A 17,205-nucleotide genomic window follows, 5' to 3' on the forward strand; every position below is an offset into this window, starting at 1 on the left:
CTGACGCACCTACGCGGTATGAGCAAACGCAACACCAGAGATTCGTCACCAGAGTCCTCCGTCAACCTTCCGATCGCCAGCATCCACGTCGATGAACGCGGTGCGATGCGCGTCTCCCTCGATGGCAGAGAGTTCCCGCCTACGGGTCCGGCGTCCGAGTGGGATAGGGCTCGGTTCGGTGAACTGCTCGATGCACTTTCCGCGCACCGCACGCGAACCGTTCGTGTCGAGGTGCGGGAGCACGACGGCTCCGTGTTCACCGACATTGTCCACGCCACGCGGCGCGAGCGCATGGCAGCAGAGCCTCCGGTACCCGATGCCACGCGGCGAGCGCGCCATCGGCCAAAACATGAGCTGATCGAGGTTCGTGGTGCCGGTTTCATTCCCGGCGAAGACGTGACGGTCGCGCTCTCGGTCTCCAGCGCGGAAGGTGCCGCTGACGGCACAGCTCGTGCAGTTGTCGATCTCAGTCACATTGCGGATCAGAGCGCAGATATCCTGCTCATCGGACGCATCTCAGGTGTGATTTTCGTAGCGCGGTTGCAGTCATGACGAGCGTCCGTTCTCATAGCCGCGGTGTTGGGGATGAGCTGACCAACGCCCTCATGATTGGCCTCTTCGCACTGTTCGGCATCGCTGCCGTACTCCGCGGGGCCGGTTCGGTCGCAGCGTTTCTGACTGGCGCTGAGCCGCCTGAAGTCGGCTTTGCTGGCGGTGTCAACGTGCTCTTTGCCCCCGCTGACCCCGCCACGGCGCTTGGTGCGCACGGCCTCAACGCAGTTGTCTACTGGTGCGTAGCGGCTCTTCTTCTCGGTTTGCTCACCTCCGCGATCGCTTGGACTTGGACTCGGATACGACGCCATTCTCGGGCTGTCACTACCGACCCCCGCAAGCTCCAAGGAACTGCGAGCGGGCACGACGTCGCATCCAACGCATCCTCGAAGGCACTTCTTCGTCGGGCTGCGACGCTGCGTCCTTCACTTGAGTACCCGAAGCCGGAGGATGTGGGCTTCTTGCTTGGTCGCTCGCACGGCAAGCAGATCTGGGCGAGCGTCGAAGATTCGATCTTGCTGATCGGTCCGCCGCGCTCGGGAAAGGGACTCCATGTCGTGATCCCGGCGATCCTCGACGCGCCAGGCGCAGTCGTCACAACGTCAACCCGGCCCGACAATCTCACCGTGACGCTCAAAGCAAGGGAGCGGCTCGGCCCTGTCGCTGTCTTCGATCCACAGCACCTGGCCGAAGGCATTCCCGCCGGGCTGCGATGGTCACCCATCAGAGGCTGCGAAGACCCACTCACCGCGATGATCCGAGCGACCGGCCTCGCAGCAGCAACAGAACTCTCCTCTGGTGGTGTCGAAGGTGGCGGCTTCTGGGAGGGCAAGACCCGGGTCGCGCTGCAAGCACTCCTCCACGCTGCGGCGCTCGATCGCAGAACCCCGGCCGAACTCTTCCGCTGGACGCTCGACCCTGCGGCCGCCGCTGAGGCCGTTGCGATCCTGACCGGTTCACCGCTTGCCGCAACGGGCTGGGCGGAATCGTTGGAAGCGATGCTCGACTCCGACCCGCGAACTCGAGACAGCATCTGGCAAGGTGTGTCGCTCGCTCTAGCTGCACTTGCCGACCCACGGGTCTTGGATGCGGTCAGCCCATCGGAAGGCGAGCACTTCGACCCGGAGCAGTTCATCCGCAGCCGCGGCACACTGTATCTACTGGCGACCGGAGCCGGTGCAGGAAATAGCGCGGCGTTGGTCGCCGCCCTCGTCGAAGACCTCGTTGAGACTGCCCGCCGCGTGGCGGCACGATCACCCGGTGCACGACTCGATCCCCCGCTCCTTATCGCGCTTGACGAGATCGGCAACCTCGCGCCACTCCCTTCGCTGCCGACACTCATGGCCGAAGGCGGAGGCACCGGCATCACGACCATGCCTGTGCTCCAATCGCTCGCCCAGGCACGAAACAAGTGGTCAGAGAATCAGGCGGCTGCGATCTGGGACGCAAGCATCGCGAAGATCATCCTCGGCGGCGCATCAAACTCTCGTGATCTCCAGGACCTCTCCACCCTCATCGGCGAGCGCGACGAGTTCACGGACTCGGTCACGCTCGGGGACTACGGCTCGCGCTCCAATCAGCGCTCCGTCCGCCGGGTCCCGATTCTGCCGCCGGATCGGATTCGGACGCTCCCCTTCGGGACCGGCGTGATCCTGCTCCGATCGACGCCACCGATCATCACTGATCTGCATCCGTGGCCTAAACGTACTGACGGGGAAAAGCTTCGGCTCGATCGTTCGGCGACGGAGGCTCTGTTGGAGAACCCCAAGCACTAGCAGGCAGGGGTGACGACTGCGCACCTACCTGTCGCAGCGGCTGAACAAAGGCGGCCGCCTCACCAGACAGGAAGAGCATGATGTCGATCCACACACAAGAATCCGTCTCGGGGTTCGTCACCTCAGAACCGCAGCTGACAGTCTCGGCCAACGGGAGCCCGCGCCTCTACTTCCGATTCGGGCAGGAGCACTTCCGCCGCGAGGAAAACGGCAGCTTCACGCAACTGGAGTCGAGCTTCCACCACCTCGTCATGTTCGGGCGTTCCGCCGAACGCGCTTCAAAGCGATTCTCCAAAGGCGACAACTTTATTGCTGTGGGCTATCAGCGGCCCGTGAGCTACGAGCGTGAGGGTCAAAGCGTCGAGAGCGAGGAGTTCGTCGCAAAGCGCATCGGCCACGACGTGGCCCGCACCCGATACGAAGTCGACCGCTCACCACGCAAGGCAGCTTCGCGGAGCGTCGCCGACAAGGTGCAGCGCCGCGCATTTGCACCCCGAGCCTCGGGAGCCGTGAATGGTGCTCCGTCTCTCGGGTACTGAGCCGGATCGGAGCAGCACGTGAACGAGCACAGCGTCCCCGGTAAGGGTAACGAGAACATCCAGGCTGAGCAGTTTGAGCCGGATCTCGTCGCAGAGCCGCCGCATCCCATCAACTGGAATCTCCTCACATCGCAAGACCTCGAAGAAGAACTCCTCGAACTCAATCGCTGGGTGAACTGGCTGCGCACGGAGTACGGCCTCCCCGCCGCGGTGATTCCACCGGTCTGGCATCGTCACCCCGAGTTGCTCTGGGAGCTTTCCGCACTCCACCTGCATTGGCTGTGCGCCTACGACGCCAACCAAGACGGTTCAGCGCCGTTCGGATGGCATCGCGACTTCGCAGAGGCTCGTCACCGTCTGCGCGACTGGGTGACGGCCAGCGGCACGCGACTTGACCGGGATCGCCCGACGCGGCAAACCGTCTGGCCTGGCGAGGAACGCACCGTCGACATCGTGGAGCAGGCCATCACGGATCGGGATGCTGACTTCGTCCAGTTCGTGCTCGAACAGGTTGAGGCGCGCAGAGCCGCAGAGGATGCGTTCTACGCAAGCATCGGCGCGAGAACGGATGAGACGCCCAATTGAGGTCGTCTGATCGACGAGCCCCCGGTTGAGATGGATGCGTGCTTCATTCGCAGAGTGCCGCCAGCAGGATGGATTGATCCTCGTCGACGCTTGCGGTGGTCCGCTCGACACCCGACTTGCTTCCTTCAGCCAGCGTCCAACGGGTGCTCCTCTTCGGTCTGCCGCATCCGTCCTGCCAGGAGCGCGATCACCGCGAGAATCGGTGGAACGGCCCCAGCGATCACGAAAATTGCGGGGATCGGCACCAGCAACGAGAGCGGTCCGGCAACGGCGATCGACACGGGCATGAACGCGATCGAGACGAAGAAGTCGAGGCTGGCGACCCGCCCGATCATGTCCAGCGGCACCAACCGTTGCAGCAACGTGCCCCATACGACCACGCCCGCGCCTGTGAGCGCACCGACGAGGAAGAGCGCTGCGAGCATCAAGAGGAGGTTGTCGACAACGCCGATGACCACCAAGGGAAGGGTGCCAACACCCCAGCAGAGAATCATGAATGTCAGGTAGCGGCGTGGGAGCTTCAGGGATGAGACGATCAACGAGCCGACGGCGCCCCCGATCCCATACGCGGCCAGGAGGAACCCGAAGGTGGCTTCAGCTTCCACGAATCGGTCGCGAGTAAGGAACGGCAGAAGCACCTCGATCGGTCCTTGGATGATGAGCGCGAGCCCCGAACCGAAGATGAGCGTCCACAGGAGCCAGCGCGTGCGAACGACATATCCCACGCCCGCTCGGAGATCGCGCCAGACACTCACTCGTTCTTCGAGCGGCGTGACCGAGGGGTGCTCGTCGCGTCGGCTGAGGAACAGGGTGATGACGAAAGCGATCATGTATGAGGCTGCGACGATGACGACGCCGATGGCCGGGAAGAAGATGCCGACGATGACGCCGCCAAGCGCTGGTCCGAGCCCTTGCCCCATCGTCGGCCTGAGCGCACCTTCGAGCCCGTTCGCAGCCAGCAGCTGATCGGGTGGGAGTACCTGCGGCAGGTACGCACTATACGCCGGGTAGAAGAAGGCGCTGCCTGCCCCCATTGCGAAGGACGCGACACCGACATGCCAGAGTTCGACGTTGCCGGTGAGCGAGAGGACTGCGACGGCTGATATGACGGCCGCAATCACTCCCTGAATGGTAATGATAATGCGGCGCTTGGACAACCGGTCTGCGACGACACCACCAACGATCGAGAACGCGAAGAGGCCCAGGCTCATCCCGGTCGCGACAGCTGAGAGCGCAAGCGGACTATCATCGAGCGCAAGCACTTGGAACACCATGACGATGGTCCACATGCCAGTCCCGAAGACCTCGATGCCGACCGCGGCAAACAACAGTCGGTAGTCCCGTGAAGTCAGGGGGCGAAGTGCGCGCACTCGGCGGAGACTCTTGCTTTTCATACCCGCACCTCACCTTCTGCCATCGCGCTGAGTTGCAGCTGCGGCCAGGCGGCAACGTCGCGAAGAAGCTGACGGTCATGCGTCGACACGACCACCGCCGCCTGGGTTGCTCCGAGCGCCTCGGTGAGTTCATCGACGAGCGCGATCGAGAGGTGATTAGTGGGTTCGTCGAGCAACAACACGTGCGGGCGGGCCGCGAGAACTAAAGCCAGGTCGAGGCGACGCTGTTGCCCCATCGAGAGTTCACCGACGCGTTTACCTGCCTCGCGTGAGCGGAGCAGGCCGAAGCCTGACAGGCCGACCGCCTCCGACGCACGTACCGTTCCTGCAGAGACCAGCCCGTCGACGTGATTCGCGTAGACGTCGCTCGCTCGGAGGTCTCGCGGTAGAGCCGTCTCTTGCCGAAGGAAGCCTACCCGTGTACTGCGGGACGCGCGAACGGTTCCAGTGTCCGCTGAGAGTTCACCCGCCGTTACGCTCAAGAGTGTTGATTTGCCTGCCCCGTTCGGCCCGGTCACCGCGAGTCTGGAGCGGTGTGACAGCGTGAACGACACCGGCTCTGCCAGTCGTCCGTCGACACTGACTTGCTCAACACTCAGGAGTGCCGCGCCGGTTCGCGTGGGCAGCTCAGGGAACCGGAAATGCTGCGGCGGTTCCGGCACGGTCACCGCATGCGCTTCGAGTGCTTCCTGACGTCGGTGTACGCTCTGCACCAGCCCGCCCGCGCGAGTCGCGCGACCGTGTTTGTTCGTACCCTTCTCGGGTCGCCACCCCGACACGAGTCGGTTCTGGGCAGCACTCAAACTGTCCTGCAGCCGCGCGTGCTCAGCTTGCTGGCGCTCGTATTCCTGCTCCCATCGCTCCCGTTCGGCGACGCGCCCCTCACGGTACCCGTCATACCCGTTGCCATACACGCGCGGGCGCTTATCAGGTGTCGGATCGAGGTCGACGATCGTCTCGGCGACGTCGGCCAAGAGCGCTCGATCATGACTGACGATGACGATACCGCCACTGCGCGCTTTGAGCTGTGTGGTCAAGAATTCGAGCCCACTGCGGTCGAGATGGTTCGTGGGCTCGTCGAGCAGGAGAAAGTCGTCATCGGCACCCAAGAGGCACGCTAATCGCACCCGGTACCGTTGACCCACAGAGAGATCGGCGAGCAATCTGTCCATGTCAGTCTCAGCTTCGAGCGCTTCGAGCGCGACCTGCACGCGACGCTCGGCATCCCATGCGTTCAGTGCTTCGGCATGCTCTAGCGATGTTTCATACTGCTCAGCGGCGTCAGCACTGCCTTCTGCGAGGGCGACGGCGGCATCGTCGAGGGCTGCCAAGGCAGCGAGCGATTCGGCAATTGCCTCCGCGACGGCCTGCCCGACGGTTCGGTGGTCGGAGGCTTCCATCTCCTGTTCAGCGAGACCGAGCGTGCCGATGCGTTGGACTTCGCCACCGTCCGGCGGCAGGGTGCCCGCAAGTACGTGCAGGAGTGTGGATTTGCCACGGCCGTTCTCTCCAACGATCGCTACGCGAGACGAAGCAGTGATGACGAGATCGACATGGTTGAGAACTGATGTGGCGCCTCGCATGACGGAAACGTCGGAGGCGGTAAGTTGCGCGCGATGGCGCGCCGGAATATGACGTGTGGGGGTAAGCATTCGAATCCTTCGGAACGACGCACCACGAAAAGCCGCGAGGCAACGAGTACGTCAATGACGGCGACCTCAAAAGGGGTCAGAACGAGCGACCGCCGCTGGCTCGGAGATTCTCAACGAGCGCGGTAGGTCTGCTCCGCCGTCACAGGAAGTACAAATGCATGTGCCCAGTCTACCTCATAGAACATAGGCTCGCCGGAAGACTCCCAGTCGCTCATCATGTGCTCAAATGCTCCCGGCTGCGAGAACTTTCCGTGTTCTATGAACCTCCGACAAGCGATCGATTTCCCATCGGAAGCGACTCAGACTCGGTCGCAGCCTCTCGGCTCTTAATCCTCTCCCGATACCGAGCACGGATCAGAAGTGCCACGGAGATCGGGCCGATCGCGACGAACTTCAACGCGTTCCATAGGCACAGCAGGATGATGAGGTGCAGCCAACCTGGGGCGCCATCGCCGATCGCAGATGAGCACCAATACGCGAGCACGATGTACGGCGCAGCCAGGAGCATCGCGGGAACGCCCCATCTCAGGCCACGGCGTCGCCGGATCCGGCCCAGCACAATGTTCGTGAGTGCGTATCGCTGCAGGACTGCATAGATGAAGCTGCTGACCGTCAATATCAAACGGATCATGATGGGGCCTCTCGTCACACGTCGATCTCCGTCGAGGAAGCAGCATGTGAATCGAGCGCCCGAGAGGGCCGCCCCGAAGGGCCCGCAGAGTTGAGAACCTGCTTCGTCTCCCAGGGTACGCCTACTCCGCATGAGTCGAAAGGGCAGCATTCGCACACCTTCTCAGTGAGATCTCACCTCGAAGGAGGCCATCATGCCCACGCTCTCGAACCTCGCCAAAGATGAGCGAACTGCCCGCCAGGTGCTGTCATTGATCGGCACCCCGAACGACGCCACAACGGGTGCACTCCTTGAACGAGTCGGTGGAGTCGAGCTGATCGCTCTGATCGAGCGCACCACCGCGATTCCCGGGATGGATCGAGTCGAGGCGGCGATTTGGCGAGATCGATTGCAATCACGCGCGAATCCCGATCAGGTGGCCTCGCGGTTGCTCACTGAGAACGACTATCGGGTGCTGATACCCGAGGACTCAGAGTGGCCCGCCGCCCTCAATGATCTCGGTATTCGAACCCCGTACACGCTCTGGGCTGCGGGACGTACAGAACTTCTCGTCGCGCAGCCCTCCCATCTAATCACGATCACTGGCGCACGGGCAGCGACCGCTTACGGCGTGCACGTTGCCGAGGACATCTCAAGCGAGCTGGCCCGGAACGGCAAGACGCTCGTCGCCGGTGCTGCCTACGGTATCGAAGGCTCGGCGCACAGGTCTGCGCTCATCGAGAGCGGCAACACGATCGCGGTGCTTGCCTCGGGCGTCGACCGCCCATACCCCGCAGGTCATGCTGACCTCATTGGGAGCGTGTCACGCCAAGGGCTGGTGCTCTCTGAGCTACCGCCCGGTGTCAGCCCGACCCGTCAGCGTTTTCTGGATCGTTCGCGCATCCTCGCCGCCCTCTCTGGTGCCACCATCGTCGTTGAAGCAGGGTTTCGGTCTGGAACGCTGCACACTGCTCGGGAAGCCGAACTACTGGGTCGCATTGTTGGCGCTGTGCCTGGGCCCGTTACCTCCGCCGCCAGCGCCGGTACGAATCATCTGCTTCAGGACGGGAGCGCGCGCGTTGTCACCAACGCATCGGACGTCACGCGGATGCTTGACAGTGCGAACGCCCCCAGGCGGAGTGTCATCCACCTGGGGGCGTCGCGTGCCGTCCTGCCGAGCAACCGCGTGCTGTAACCGCTATCTCATCGTTGGGATCTCCGCGACGAGACTCTTTCGCAGTTCCTCCATGTCAACCCGGATGAGGCGCCCGACTCGGTATCCGCGAACCGTACCGTCGGAGATTCGACGCCGGATCGTCTTGACTGAGACACCCAGGCTTTCGGCCGCGACGGAAAGAGAGACCAGTGCGGGTTCGTGCTCTTCGCTGCGAGTTCGAGAGTTCATGGCAGTGCCTTCCTGTGAATGGATTGGTGTTACCTCACAGGTGTCCGCGGCTGTCCGCTTACGACTCCTCCCCTGTGTTCTTCTTCCGGTCAAGGCTCGGGTCGAGGGTCGCTGCGACGCGTGCGCTCATCCGGTCCGCCAGCTCTCGATCGCGATTCATCGTGGCGTGCTGATATCGCAGCACGATGTGAATATCGGCGTGCCCTCCCCGGCGCATCAGCTCAGCGAGCGTCGCGCCTTCCTGAGCGAAGATCGTCAGCCCCGTGTGACGCAGGTCGTGGAAGCGGAAGCGGTGCGGCAGCCCGTCAACGCTGTCGCGTACGTCGGCCCAGATGTAGCCCCAGCGGGTGTTCGAGAGCGGCATGCTGCCGCCAATGCTTGCCGGGATAAGCGGGGCCTTGTCTTCGGTTGCGACGTGGTCTTTGAGGTGCTGCTTCAGTCGATCGGTCATGAGCTTCGGGATGCTCAGCGACCGCTTGCCTGCTTCGCTCTTCAGGTCGGTGTAGTCGCCGGTATTGGCGTTCAACTGACGCCGCACGTGCAGCGTCGCGCCGCCGTCGTCATGCCACTCGACATCACGCCGTTGCAATCCCAGGCACTCGCCACGGCGCAACTGACACCAGGCCGCGAGCTGCACCATGATCGCCCACAGATCCGGAACCGCTTGATACAAGGCCTCCACCTGTTTCGGTGTGATGATGTCCTCGCTCTCATCATGGTCGGCATCATGACGAACCGATTCCTGGCGGGGAATCGAGACGCTCGGTGCTGCTGGAATGATGCCGTCGCGAGCCGCTTGGCGCAGGATCATCATGAGCACGATCAGCACCGGCCGTGTGATCCCATTGAACTTCGACTTCGGATTCAGTGGAGCCGGAATCTGGTCGAGCCGATCCGTCATCACGCGGATTCGGTTGACGTCGATGTCCCTCAACGGGGTGTCGCCGAACTCTGGGACGAGATAGCCCGAGACCTTGCCCTGATACGAGCGGACGGTGCCGACGGCACGTATCTTGCCGCTTCGGTTGGGCTCGGTCTTGATCATCTGCAGCCATCGCTTGGAGTACTCCTCGAAGCCCATGGATCGCGACTGCTCAGCGGCAGTCTCGGCGCGGCGTCGCTCCGCAATGACTTCTGGCGGCTCCCACAAGCCGAGCGAGATCTTCGAGTGCATCGACGCAAGCCACTTTCGCGCATCAGTCTTCGTGACGAACGTAAGCGCCTTATCGTCCTCGGTTCGCGCTGGGTACATCTCCCCATCTGGCGCGGGATAGCGGGCCTGCCAACGACCCGACGGGAGCTTACGCAACCGACCCCAGGCCTCGCGTTTCACCGTGCTCATGATGGCCTCCCGTGGACTCGAACAGCCGCTCGTGGACTGTCGTGCCCCTCCGTGCCCCTCACGTTGCGCAGGCCCAGAGATCCGCAGCATTCCGCGGAAGTTGAGCCCTTGCGTTCACGTCGAGGGGCACGATGGGGCACGGCGTTGGGTGTCGGCCGAACCCCGATTCGGTTCGGATCGCACTTCCTTGCCCACGTCAAAGGTGCACGCGTGCCCCCTGCGTGCCCCACTGAATGGATATTCCTGGTCATTTCTGTTCTCCTCTGTCGTTTGACAGAGGGCACGAATAAGGCCCGAACCCGCGAGATTTCGCGGATCCGGGCCTCTGACCAGGCTTTTCAGCCGGGGCTTCTGAAGAAAACTTCTAGAAGTCCCAATCCTCGTCCTCGGTGGCGACCGCCTTGCCGATGACGTAGGAGGAGCCCGAACCCGAGAAGAAGTCGTGGTTCTCGTCGGCGTTCGGCGAGAGCGACGAGAGGATCGCCGGGTTGACGTCCGTCATCTCCTTGGGGAACATCGGCTCGTAGCCGAGGTTCATGAGCGCCTTGTTGGCGTTGTAGTGGAGGAACTTCTTGACGTCCTCGGTGAGGCCCACCGGGTCGTAGAGGTCCTGCGTGTAGAGCACCTCGTTCTCGTAGAGGTCGTAGAGCAGGGCGAAGGTGTAGTCCTTGAGCTCCTGGCGGCGCTCCTCGGTCTCGTTCTCGAGCGCGCGCTGGAACTTGTAGCCGATGTAGTAGCCGTGGACGGCCTCGTCGCGGATGATGAGGCGGATGAGGTCTGCCGTGTTCGTGAGCTTTGCGTGCGCCGACCAGTACATCGGCAGGTAGAAGCCCGAGTAGAAGAGGAACGACTCGAGCAGCGTCGAAGCGACCTTCCGCTTCAGCGGATCCTCACCCTCGTAGTAGTCGACAATGATCTGAGCCTTCTTCTGCAGGTTCGGATTCTCGGCGGACCAGCGGAACGCGTCGTCGATCTCCTGGGTCGACGCGAGCGTCGAGAAGATCGAGGAGTAGCTCTTCGCGTGCACCGACTCCATGAACGCGATGTTCGTGTAGACGGCCTCCTCGTGCGGGGTGATCGCGTCGGGGATGAGCGAGACGGCGCCGACCGTGCCCTGGATGGTGTCGAGCAGGGTGAGGCCCGTGAACACGCGCATCGTGAGGAGCTGCTCCTCGGGCGTCAGCGTCGCCCACGACTGCACGTCGTTCGACAGCGGCACCTTCTCTGGGAGCCAGAAGTTGTTCACGAGGCGGTTCCAGACCTCGAGGTCCTTCTCGTCCTGGATGCGGTTCCAGTTGATCGCCTGGACCGGGTGTCCGAGCTTGAAGTTCATTCTCTTCTTTTCTCCTATGACGTTTCAGCCATCTGGCGTTTCAGCCACTCACACTGTAGACGCTCGGTCTACAGCATGCAGCTGACGCACTCCGTCATGTCGGTGCCCTCGAGGGCGAGCTGACGGAGGCGGATGTAGTAGATCGTCTTGATCCCCTTGCGCCATGCGTAGATCTGCGACTTGTTGATGTCGCGGGTCGTCGCCGTGTCCTTGAAGAACAGCGTGAGCGAGAGGCCCTGGTCGACGTGCTGCGTGGCCGCGGCGTAGGTGTCGATGATCTTCTCGGGGCCGATCTCGTACGCGTCCTCGTAGTAGGCGAGGTTCTCGTTCGTCATGAAGGGCGCCGGGTAGTACACGCGGCCGAGCTTGCCCTCCTTGCGGATCTCGATCTTCGAGGCGATCGGGTGGATCGAGCTCGTCGAGTTGTTGATGTAGGAGATCGAGCCGGTCGGCGGGACCGCCTGCAGGTTCTGGTTGTAGAGCCCGTGCTCCATGACGCTCGCCTTGAGCTCGGCCCAATCGGCCTGGGTCGGGATCTCGATCCCGGCGTTCGCGAAGAGCTCGCTCACGCGCGGCGTCGCGGGCTGCCACACCTCGTCCGTGTACTTGTCGAAGAACTCGCCCGAGGCGTACTTCGAGTCGGCGAAGCCGCCGAACGTCTCGCCGCGCTCGATCGCGATCCGGTTCGAGGCCGAGAGCGCGTGGAAGAGCACCGTGTAGAAGTAGATGTTCGTGAAGTCGATGCCCTCCTCCGAGCCGTAGTGCACGTGCTCGCGGGCGAGGTAACCGTGAAGGTTCATCTGGCCGAGGCCGATCGCGTGGGACTGGTCGTTGCCGTCCTCGATCGAGCGGACGGAGCTGATGTGGCTCATGTCGCTGACGGCGGTGAGCGCGCGGATCGCGAGCTCGACCGTGTCGCCGAGGTTGCCCCCGTCCATCGCGGCCGCGATGTTCATCGACCCGAGGTTGCAGGAGATGTCCTTGCCGATCTGGTCGTAGCTAAGGTCCTCGTTGTACGTGGTCGGGGTGTTGACCTGGAGGATCTCCGAGCACAGGTTCGACATGTTGATGCGGCCCTTGATCGGGTTCGCACGGTTCACCGTGTCCTCGAACACGATGTAGGGGTAGCCCGACTCGAACTGCAGCTCGGCCACGGTCTGGAAGAAGTGGCGCGCGCTGATCTTGGTCTTCTTGATCCGCGCGTCGTCGACCATCTCCTGGTACTTCTCGGAGATGGAGATGTCTCCGAAGGGGACGCCGTAGACGCGCTCGACGTCGTACGGGGAGAAGAGGTACATGTCCTCGTTCTTCTTCGCGAGCTCGAACGTGACGTCGGGCACCACGACGCCGAGCGACAGGGTCTTGATCCGGATCTTCTCGTCGGCGTTCTCACGCTTCGTGTCGAGGAACTTCATGATGTCCGGGTGGTGCGCCGAGAGGTACACGGCGCCGGCGCCCTGGCGCGCGCCGAGCTGGTTCGCGTAGCTGAAGCTGTCTTCGAGGAGCTTCATCACGGGGATGATGCCGGAGGACTGGTTCTCGATCTTCTTGATCGGGGCGCCCGATTCGCGGATGTTCGAGAGGAGCAGGGCGACGCCGCCGCCACGCTTCGAGAGCTGCAGCGAAGAGTTGATCCCGCGCGAGATCGACTCCATGTTGTCCTCGATGCGGAGGAGGAAGCAGGAGACGAGCTCGCCGCGCTGCGCCTTGCCGAGGTTCAGGAACGTCGGGGTTGCCGGCTGGAAGCGGCCCGAGACGATCTCGCGGACGAGCCCGCGGGCGAGCTCCTGGTCGCCCTGCGCGAGGCCGAGCGCGACCATGACGACGCGGTCCTCGAAGCGCTCGAGGTAGCGCTTGCCGTCGAACGTCTTGAGCGCGTAGGAGGTGAAGAACTTGAACGCGCCGAGGAAGGTCGGGAAGCGGAACTTCATCGCGTACGCCTCGTCGGTCAGCGCCTCGATGAACTCCGCCGGGTACTGCTCGAGCAGGTCCTTCTCGTAGTAGTCGTTGTCGACGAGGTAGCGCAGGCGCTCCTGGAAGTTGTGGAAGAACACCGTGTTCTGGTTCACGTGCTGCAGGAAGTACTGGCGAGCGGCCTCGCGGTCCTTCTCAAACTGGATCTTGCCCTCTGCGTCGTAGAGGTTCAGCATCGCGTTCAGCGAGTGGTAATCCATGTCACTGATCTTCGAGGATTCGAAGTTCTGCTCCATCACTGCTGTTTCCAAAACTTGTCCAATCCTTCTTGGACGGCGCTCACGTCGTCCGGCGTACCAAAGAGTTCGAATCTGTAGAGGAAGGGCACTTTGCACTTCCTCGCGACGATGTCACCGGCGATCCCGTAGGCCTCGCCGAAGTTCGTGTTGCCCGCGGCCATCACTCCGCGGATCAGGTTCCGGTTTCGCTCGTCGTTGAGGAAACGAATCACCTGCTTGGGAACCGCTTTCGTGGTGGGCCCGCCCCCGTAGGTCGGAAGCAGGAGCACGAAGGGCTCGGTCATGACGAGCGGCTCGTCTTTCGCATAGAGCGGGATCCTGGCCGCTGGGCGACCGAGCTTCTCCACGAAGCGCTGGGTATTGCCCGACACGCTCGAGAAATACACGAGATCCGCCACGCTCACCACCTCCTGTTCGGAGCGGGATCCTGCCTGTTCCGTTGAGGTGCGGTCACGCCATCGCTCGCGCTGCGAGCGGCGCCGCACCGCGCCTACTGAAACGCCCCCGACCTGCCGAGACTCCGTGTCTGCGGCCGCCGCGGGCGTTCCAGTGGGCAAGAGCTAGTCCGCGAGGCGGCTTGCGAGCTCCGAGATCTTGTCCGGGCGGAAGCCCGACCAGTGCTCGTCCTCCGTGACCACCACGGGAGCCTGGAGGTACCCGAGCTCCTTCACCGTCTCGAGCGCCGTCGCATCCTCAGACAGGTCGAGCACGTTGTACTCGATGCCCTTGCTGTCGAGCGCCCGATAAGTCGCGGTGCACTGCACGCACGACGGCTTGGTGTATACCGTGATGGCCATTTCACGCCCTTCGTCAAAAACCTTCGCACCTCGGCCGAGGCACTACATATAGTGAACCACACTCGCGCCGACCACAAGATGATGTAGTTACATGAATGTAGTTTTTTACCGACTATCCACCGATTCGGGGGTGGTCTTGGGGAGAACTTTCGGCGCGGTTCCGCCCTTCCGGACGGGTTATCCACACCCTCGGGACAAGTGAAAAAAGTTCTTCCCCCCAGTCCGCTCGGCGTGTCGCGAATGCGCCCTCGCGGGTGCCGGCCGGGGCACCCCCGCGGCGATCCGGCACCGGCCCTCATCACAGCGCAATCGGCCACAGCAGCTCCCTCCCATCTGACTCGAACCAGCGCAGCACGAGCATCGCGTCCGGCGCGCTGAGCGCGAGCTCACACGCCGACTCGGGCGCGGGCCCGCGCACCACGACCCGGATCCGCTCCCCCGGCAGCACCGTGCGCGGCAGTGAGAGGCCGAGCAGGCCCCCGCCCGCGAGCGCGAAGCGCGCCGAGTACAGCGGCCGGTCGCTCAGGTTCTCAACCTCGACGACCCCCGAGGTCGAGCGCCGCGAGAGGCGCCAGGGCACCTCGAGGGCGGTAGCGGCGGGGGCCGAGACCGCAGCCGATCCCGAAACCGGGCCCCGCGCCTCAGGCGGCGCGGCCGGCGCGGCCCGCGCACCCGCCGGCTCCCCGAGCACGCGCAGGGGCCTGGCGCGCGGCGGCTGCAGCCTCGAGGAGAGTCGGAAGGGGTTCATGCGGGAAGGTTACGGCGGACCACTGACATTGACGGAGCAGGATCCGGATCCCGCGCTCAGACGTGGTGGTAGGGGCGCCCGGCGGCGATCTCCTGCGCGCGGTACAGCTGCTCGGCCAGGATGAGGCGCACGAGCTGGTGCGGGAAGACGAGCTTCGAGAGGCTCCACACGAAGTCCGCCCGGCTCCGCACCTGATCAGAGACGCCGTACGCGCCGCCGATGATGACCGTCACCGCGCGGCCCGCGTCGAAGGCGCCGCGCAGCGTCGCCGCGAGCGCCGGGGAATCGACGTTGCGCCCCCGCTCGTCGAGGAGCACGACGAACGCGTCTCGGTCGAGCTTCGCGAGGATCCGCTCCGACTCCTCGGCGCGGGCCGCGTCGCCCTCGCGCGAGGAGTGCGGCAGCAGCTGCCAGTGGCAGTCGAAGGGCTTCCGCAGCCGCTTCTCGTAGCGGGAGATCCCGTCAGAAACCCAGCTCTCGTGCTTCTTTCCGACCGCGAGCACCCGGACGCTCATGCGACGCGCACCCCGTCGAGGTACTCCGCGATCCGCCCGATCGCCTCCGTGAGCACGGGAACCGACGGGAGCGTCACGAAGCGGAGGTGATCCGGAGTCGCGAGATTGAAGCCCCTGCCGTTCGTGACGAGCACCCGCGTCGCCCGCAGCAGATCGATGACGAACACCTGATCATCGGCAATGGGGAAGCGCTCGGGGTCGAGCCGCGGGAAGAGGTACATCGCGCCGCCAGGCAGCTCGCACGAGACGCCGGGGATCGAGGTGAGGAGCCGGTGCGCGGCGTCGCGCTGCTCGCGCAGGCGACCGCCCGGAGCGCAGAGCTCGGCGATCCCGGACCAGTTGCTCTCGTGCGCGAGCGCGACCGGAATCGCGTGCTGAGCGGGGACGTTCGCGCACATGCGCATGTTTGCGAGCAGGGTGAGGCCCTCGAGGAAGTCGCGGGCGCGGGCCCGATTCCCCGAGATCGCGAGCCAGCCGGATCGGTACCCCGCGACGCGCTGCGCCTTCGAGAGCCCGCTGAAGGTGAGGCAGAGCGAGTCGCTCACGTGCAGCGCCGCGTGCTCGTGGACGGCGCCGTCGTACAGGATGCGCTCGTAGATCTCGTCCGCGAGGAGGACGATCCCATGCCGCTCGGCGATCTCCGCGAAGCCGCGCACGAGCTCGGCCGAGTAGACGGCGCCCGTGGGATTGTTCGGGTTGATCAGGACCAGACCCTTGGTGCGCGGGGTGACGAGGCGCTCGATCTCGGCGAGATCCGGCATCCAGCCGTTCTGCTCGACGCAGGGATAGTGGACCGCGCGGCCGCCCGAGAGCGTCACCTGGGCGGTCCACAGCGGGTAATCGGGGGCCGGCACGAGGATCTCGTCGCCGTCGTCGACGAGGGCCTGCAGCACGAGCGAGATGAGCTCGCTGACGCCGTTCCCGATGAGCACGTCGTCAGGGCCGACACCCGGAATCCCCTGCTCGGCATAGTAATTCGCGACAGCCTCGCGGGCCTCGATGATGCCCCGGGAGTCGCTGTAGCCCTGCGCGATGGGGAGCGCGCGCCGCAGCTCCTCGACGAGCTCGGGCGGGGCCTCGAAGCCGAACGGGGCGGGGTTGCCAATGTTGAGCTTCAGGATCTCGTGGCCCTCGCGCTCGAGGCGCTCGGCCTCCTGCAGGATGGGGCCCCGCACGTCATAGCGGACACCTGCGAGTTTTCGAGACTGGGTGATCGGGCGCACGGGGCGATCCTACTCCTTGGGTTGGGCCGGGCGTGTTGGGGGCTCGGGGTGGGATCCGGGCTCATGGGGGCGCGTGGGAACGAAACCCTTGTCGAGTCGGCCGGAAGGCCCCATTCGAGGGCGGGAATGGGGCTTTTGAGCCGACTCGGCGCGGTGAATGGGGCCTTTGGGCCGACTCAAGGGGAGGCAGGGGGCATGGGGGTGCCCGGCATGGGTCCGTCTGGCCTCAAGGGATGAGTGGATCCGGATCCAGACTTGGCCACGACAGCCCCACGTCACATATCGACCCTTCGGGGCACGAGACCCGGATCGAGTCGGCTGTAAAGCCCCATTCAAGCGCGGGAAAGGGGTTTTACGGCCGACTCGGCGGGGCGAATGGGGCCTTTCGGCCGGCTCGAGGGCTCGCGGCCCCGGATGGTGTGGCACGGGGTGAGCGTCGGGTTCCGGATCCCGCCGCGAGGGCCTGCGCGCGGGCACGAGGGATCCGGGCCCGCGGGTCCGCGAAGGCACGAAACCCGAATC

The 17,205-nt window shown here is 64.2% G+C and carries 16 protein-coding genes; 5 read left to right on the forward strand and 11 right to left on the reverse strand.

Annotated elements, in window-relative coordinates; translation table 11 throughout:
• Window positions 1–18 precede the first annotated feature (18 nt).
• The 4 genes from ACOPJ3_RS00645 (at window position 19) to ACOPJ3_RS00660 (ending at window position 3,451) form a co-directional block, all read left to right on the forward strand.
• A complete protein-coding gene (locus ACOPJ3_RS00645) occupies window positions 19–552 on the forward strand; it encodes a hypothetical protein (RefSeq protein WP_427869903.1) in 534 nt (177 codons plus the stop codon).
• Window positions 549–2,327, forward strand: coding sequence for a type IV secretory system conjugative DNA transfer family protein (locus tag ACOPJ3_RS00650; RefSeq protein WP_427869904.1), 1,779 nt, complete (start codon window positions 549–551; stop codon window positions 2,325–2,327). The genes ACOPJ3_RS00645 and ACOPJ3_RS00650 overlap by 4 nt, the downstream gene beginning before the upstream one ends.
• A gap of 80 nt (window positions 2,328–2,407) precedes the next feature.
• On the forward strand, window positions 2,408–2,866 hold the full coding sequence (locus ACOPJ3_RS00655) for a single-stranded DNA-binding protein (RefSeq protein WP_427871243.1): 459 nt from the start codon (window positions 2,408–2,410) through the stop codon (window positions 2,864–2,866).
• 18 nt (window positions 2,867–2,884) lie between these two features.
• Window positions 2,885–3,451 (forward strand): hypothetical protein, encoded by a 567-nt coding sequence (locus tag ACOPJ3_RS00660; protein WP_427869905.1) that lies wholly within the window; start codon window positions 2,885–2,887, stop codon window positions 3,449–3,451.
• A gap of 125 nt (window positions 3,452–3,576) precedes the next feature.
• On the opposite strand, the gene ACOPJ3_RS00665 is transcribed toward ACOPJ3_RS00660, so the two are convergent.
• Together ACOPJ3_RS00665 and ACOPJ3_RS00670 are read right to left on the reverse strand one after the other, a co-directional pair.
• Window positions 3,577–4,845, reverse strand: coding sequence for an MFS transporter (locus tag ACOPJ3_RS00665; RefSeq protein ID WP_427869906.1), 1,269 nt, complete (start codon window positions 4,843–4,845; stop codon window positions 3,577–3,579).
• Window positions 4,842–6,497 carry an ABC-F family ATP-binding cassette domain-containing protein gene (locus ACOPJ3_RS00670; RefSeq protein ID WP_427869907.1) on the reverse strand — a complete coding sequence of 552 codons (1,656 nt, stop codon included), beginning with the start codon at window positions 6,495–6,497 and terminating at the stop codon, window positions 4,842–4,844. Before ACOPJ3_RS00670 ends, ACOPJ3_RS00665 begins: the two co-directional genes overlap by 4 nt.
• Window positions 6,498–7,321: 824 nt before the next feature.
• Between ACOPJ3_RS00670 and ACOPJ3_RS00675 the strand changes: the two genes are divergently transcribed.
• Complete coding sequence (locus ACOPJ3_RS00675; protein WP_427869908.1) at window positions 7,322–8,302, forward strand: DNA-processing protein DprA; 981 nt, start codon at window positions 7,322–7,324, stop codon at window positions 8,300–8,302.
• A 3-nt stretch (window positions 8,303–8,305) separates the two neighbouring features.
• Here ACOPJ3_RS00675 and ACOPJ3_RS00680 read toward each other — a convergent pair whose 3' ends face one another.
• From ACOPJ3_RS00680 to ACOPJ3_RS00720, 9 genes are all read right to left on the reverse strand, one after another.
• A complete protein-coding gene (locus tag ACOPJ3_RS00680; RefSeq protein ID WP_427869909.1) occupies window positions 8,306–8,512 on the reverse strand; it encodes a helix-turn-helix domain-containing protein in 207 nt (68 codons plus the stop codon).
• A 58-nt stretch (window positions 8,513–8,570) separates the two neighbouring features.
• Window positions 8,571–9,854: a tyrosine-type recombinase/integrase gene (locus tag ACOPJ3_RS00685; RefSeq protein ID WP_188034644.1), complete on the reverse strand. Its 1,284-nt coding sequence runs from the start codon at window positions 9,852–9,854 to the stop codon at window positions 8,571–8,573.
• 364 nt (window positions 9,855–10,218) lie between these two features.
• Window positions 10,219–11,187 carry a class 1b ribonucleoside-diphosphate reductase subunit beta gene (nrdF, locus tag ACOPJ3_RS00690; RefSeq protein ID WP_427869910.1) on the reverse strand — a complete coding sequence of 323 codons (969 nt, stop codon included), beginning with the start codon at window positions 11,185–11,187 and terminating at the stop codon, window positions 10,219–10,221.
• A gap of 68 nt (window positions 11,188–11,255) precedes the next feature.
• Window positions 11,256–13,397 (reverse strand): class 1b ribonucleoside-diphosphate reductase subunit alpha, encoded by a 2,142-nt coding sequence (gene nrdE / locus ACOPJ3_RS00695; protein WP_427871244.1) that lies wholly within the window; start codon window positions 13,395–13,397, stop codon window positions 11,256–11,258.
• Window positions 13,397–13,798, reverse strand: coding sequence for a class Ib ribonucleoside-diphosphate reductase assembly flavoprotein NrdI (nrdI, locus tag ACOPJ3_RS00700; RefSeq protein WP_427869911.1), 402 nt, complete (start codon window positions 13,796–13,798; stop codon window positions 13,397–13,399). Before nrdI ends, nrdE begins: the two co-directional genes overlap by 1 nt.
• 162 nt (window positions 13,799–13,960) lie before the next feature.
• Window positions 13,961–14,197 (reverse strand): glutaredoxin-like protein NrdH, encoded by a 237-nt coding sequence (gene nrdH / locus ACOPJ3_RS00705; RefSeq protein ID WP_427869912.1) that lies wholly within the window; start codon window positions 14,195–14,197, stop codon window positions 13,961–13,963.
• Between the two features lie 298 nt (window positions 14,198–14,495).
• The gene (locus ACOPJ3_RS00710) at window positions 14,496–14,945 is read right to left on the reverse strand and encodes a hypothetical protein (protein WP_427869913.1); all 450 of its coding nucleotides are present in this window, start codon (window positions 14,943–14,945) and stop codon (window positions 14,496–14,498) included.
• Between the two features lie 56 nt (window positions 14,946–15,001).
• Window positions 15,002–15,460: a 23S rRNA (pseudouridine(1915)-N(3))-methyltransferase RlmH gene (rlmH, locus tag ACOPJ3_RS00715; protein WP_427869914.1), complete on the reverse strand. Its 459-nt coding sequence runs from the start codon at window positions 15,458–15,460 to the stop codon at window positions 15,002–15,004.
• A complete protein-coding gene (locus ACOPJ3_RS00720; protein WP_427869915.1) occupies window positions 15,457–16,683 on the reverse strand; it encodes a pyridoxal phosphate-dependent aminotransferase in 1,227 nt (408 codons plus the stop codon). Before ACOPJ3_RS00720 ends, rlmH begins: the two co-directional genes overlap by 4 nt.
• Window positions 16,684–17,205 lie beyond the last annotated feature (522 nt).

It is taken from the genome of Leucobacter luti (genome assembly GCF_050310065.1).
Taxonomy (GTDB): Bacteria; Actinomycetota; Actinomycetes; order Actinomycetales; family Microbacteriaceae; genus Leucobacter; species Leucobacter luti_B.

Bases quoted from the DNA above. Each gene is read 5' to 3' on its own strand.
- ACOPJ3_RS00710 (WP_427869913.1), bottom strand. From the start codon at position 14,945: ATGAACCCCTTCCGACTCTCCTCGAGGCTGCAGCCGCCGCGCGCCAGG.
- ACOPJ3_RS00670 (WP_427869907.1), bottom strand. From the start codon at position 6,497: ATGCTTACCCCCACACGTCATATTCCGGCGCGCCATCGCGCGCAACTT.
- ACOPJ3_RS00645 (WP_427869903.1), top strand. From the start codon at position 19: ATGAGCAAACGCAACACCAGAGATTCGTCACCAGAGTCCTCCGTCAAC.
- ACOPJ3_RS00650 (WP_427869904.1), top strand. From the start codon at position 549: ATGACGAGCGTCCGTTCTCATAGCCGCGGTGTTGGGGATGAGCTGACC.
- nrdH (WP_427869912.1), bottom strand. From the start codon at position 14,197: ATGGCCATCACGGTATACACCAAGCCGTCGTGCGTGCAGTGCACCGCG.
- ACOPJ3_RS00665 (WP_427869906.1), bottom strand. From the start codon at position 4,845: ATGAAAAGCAAGAGTCTCCGCCGAGTGCGCGCACTTCGCCCCCTGACT.
- ACOPJ3_RS00685 (WP_188034644.1), bottom strand. From the start codon at position 9,854: ATGAGCACGGTGAAACGCGAGGCCTGGGGTCGGTTGCGTAAGCTCCCG.
- ACOPJ3_RS00680 (WP_427869909.1), bottom strand. From the start codon at position 8,512: ATGAACTCTCGAACTCGCAGCGAAGAGCACGAACCCGCACTGGTCTCT.
- ACOPJ3_RS00655 (WP_427871243.1), top strand. From the start codon at position 2,408: ATGTCGATCCACACACAAGAATCCGTCTCGGGGTTCGTCACCTCAGAA.
- nrdE (WP_427871244.1), bottom strand. From the start codon at position 13,397: ATGGAGCAGAACTTCGAATCCTCGAAGATCAGTGACATGGATTACCAC.
- nrdF (WP_427869910.1), bottom strand. From the start codon at position 11,187: ATGAACTTCAAGCTCGGACACCCGGTCCAGGCGATCAACTGGAACCGC.
- rlmH (WP_427869914.1), bottom strand. From the start codon at position 15,460: ATGAGCGTCCGGGTGCTCGCGGTCGGAAAGAAGCACGAGAGCTGGGTT.
- ACOPJ3_RS00675 (WP_427869908.1), top strand. From the start codon at position 7,322: ATGCCCACGCTCTCGAACCTCGCCAAAGATGAGCGAACTGCCCGCCAG.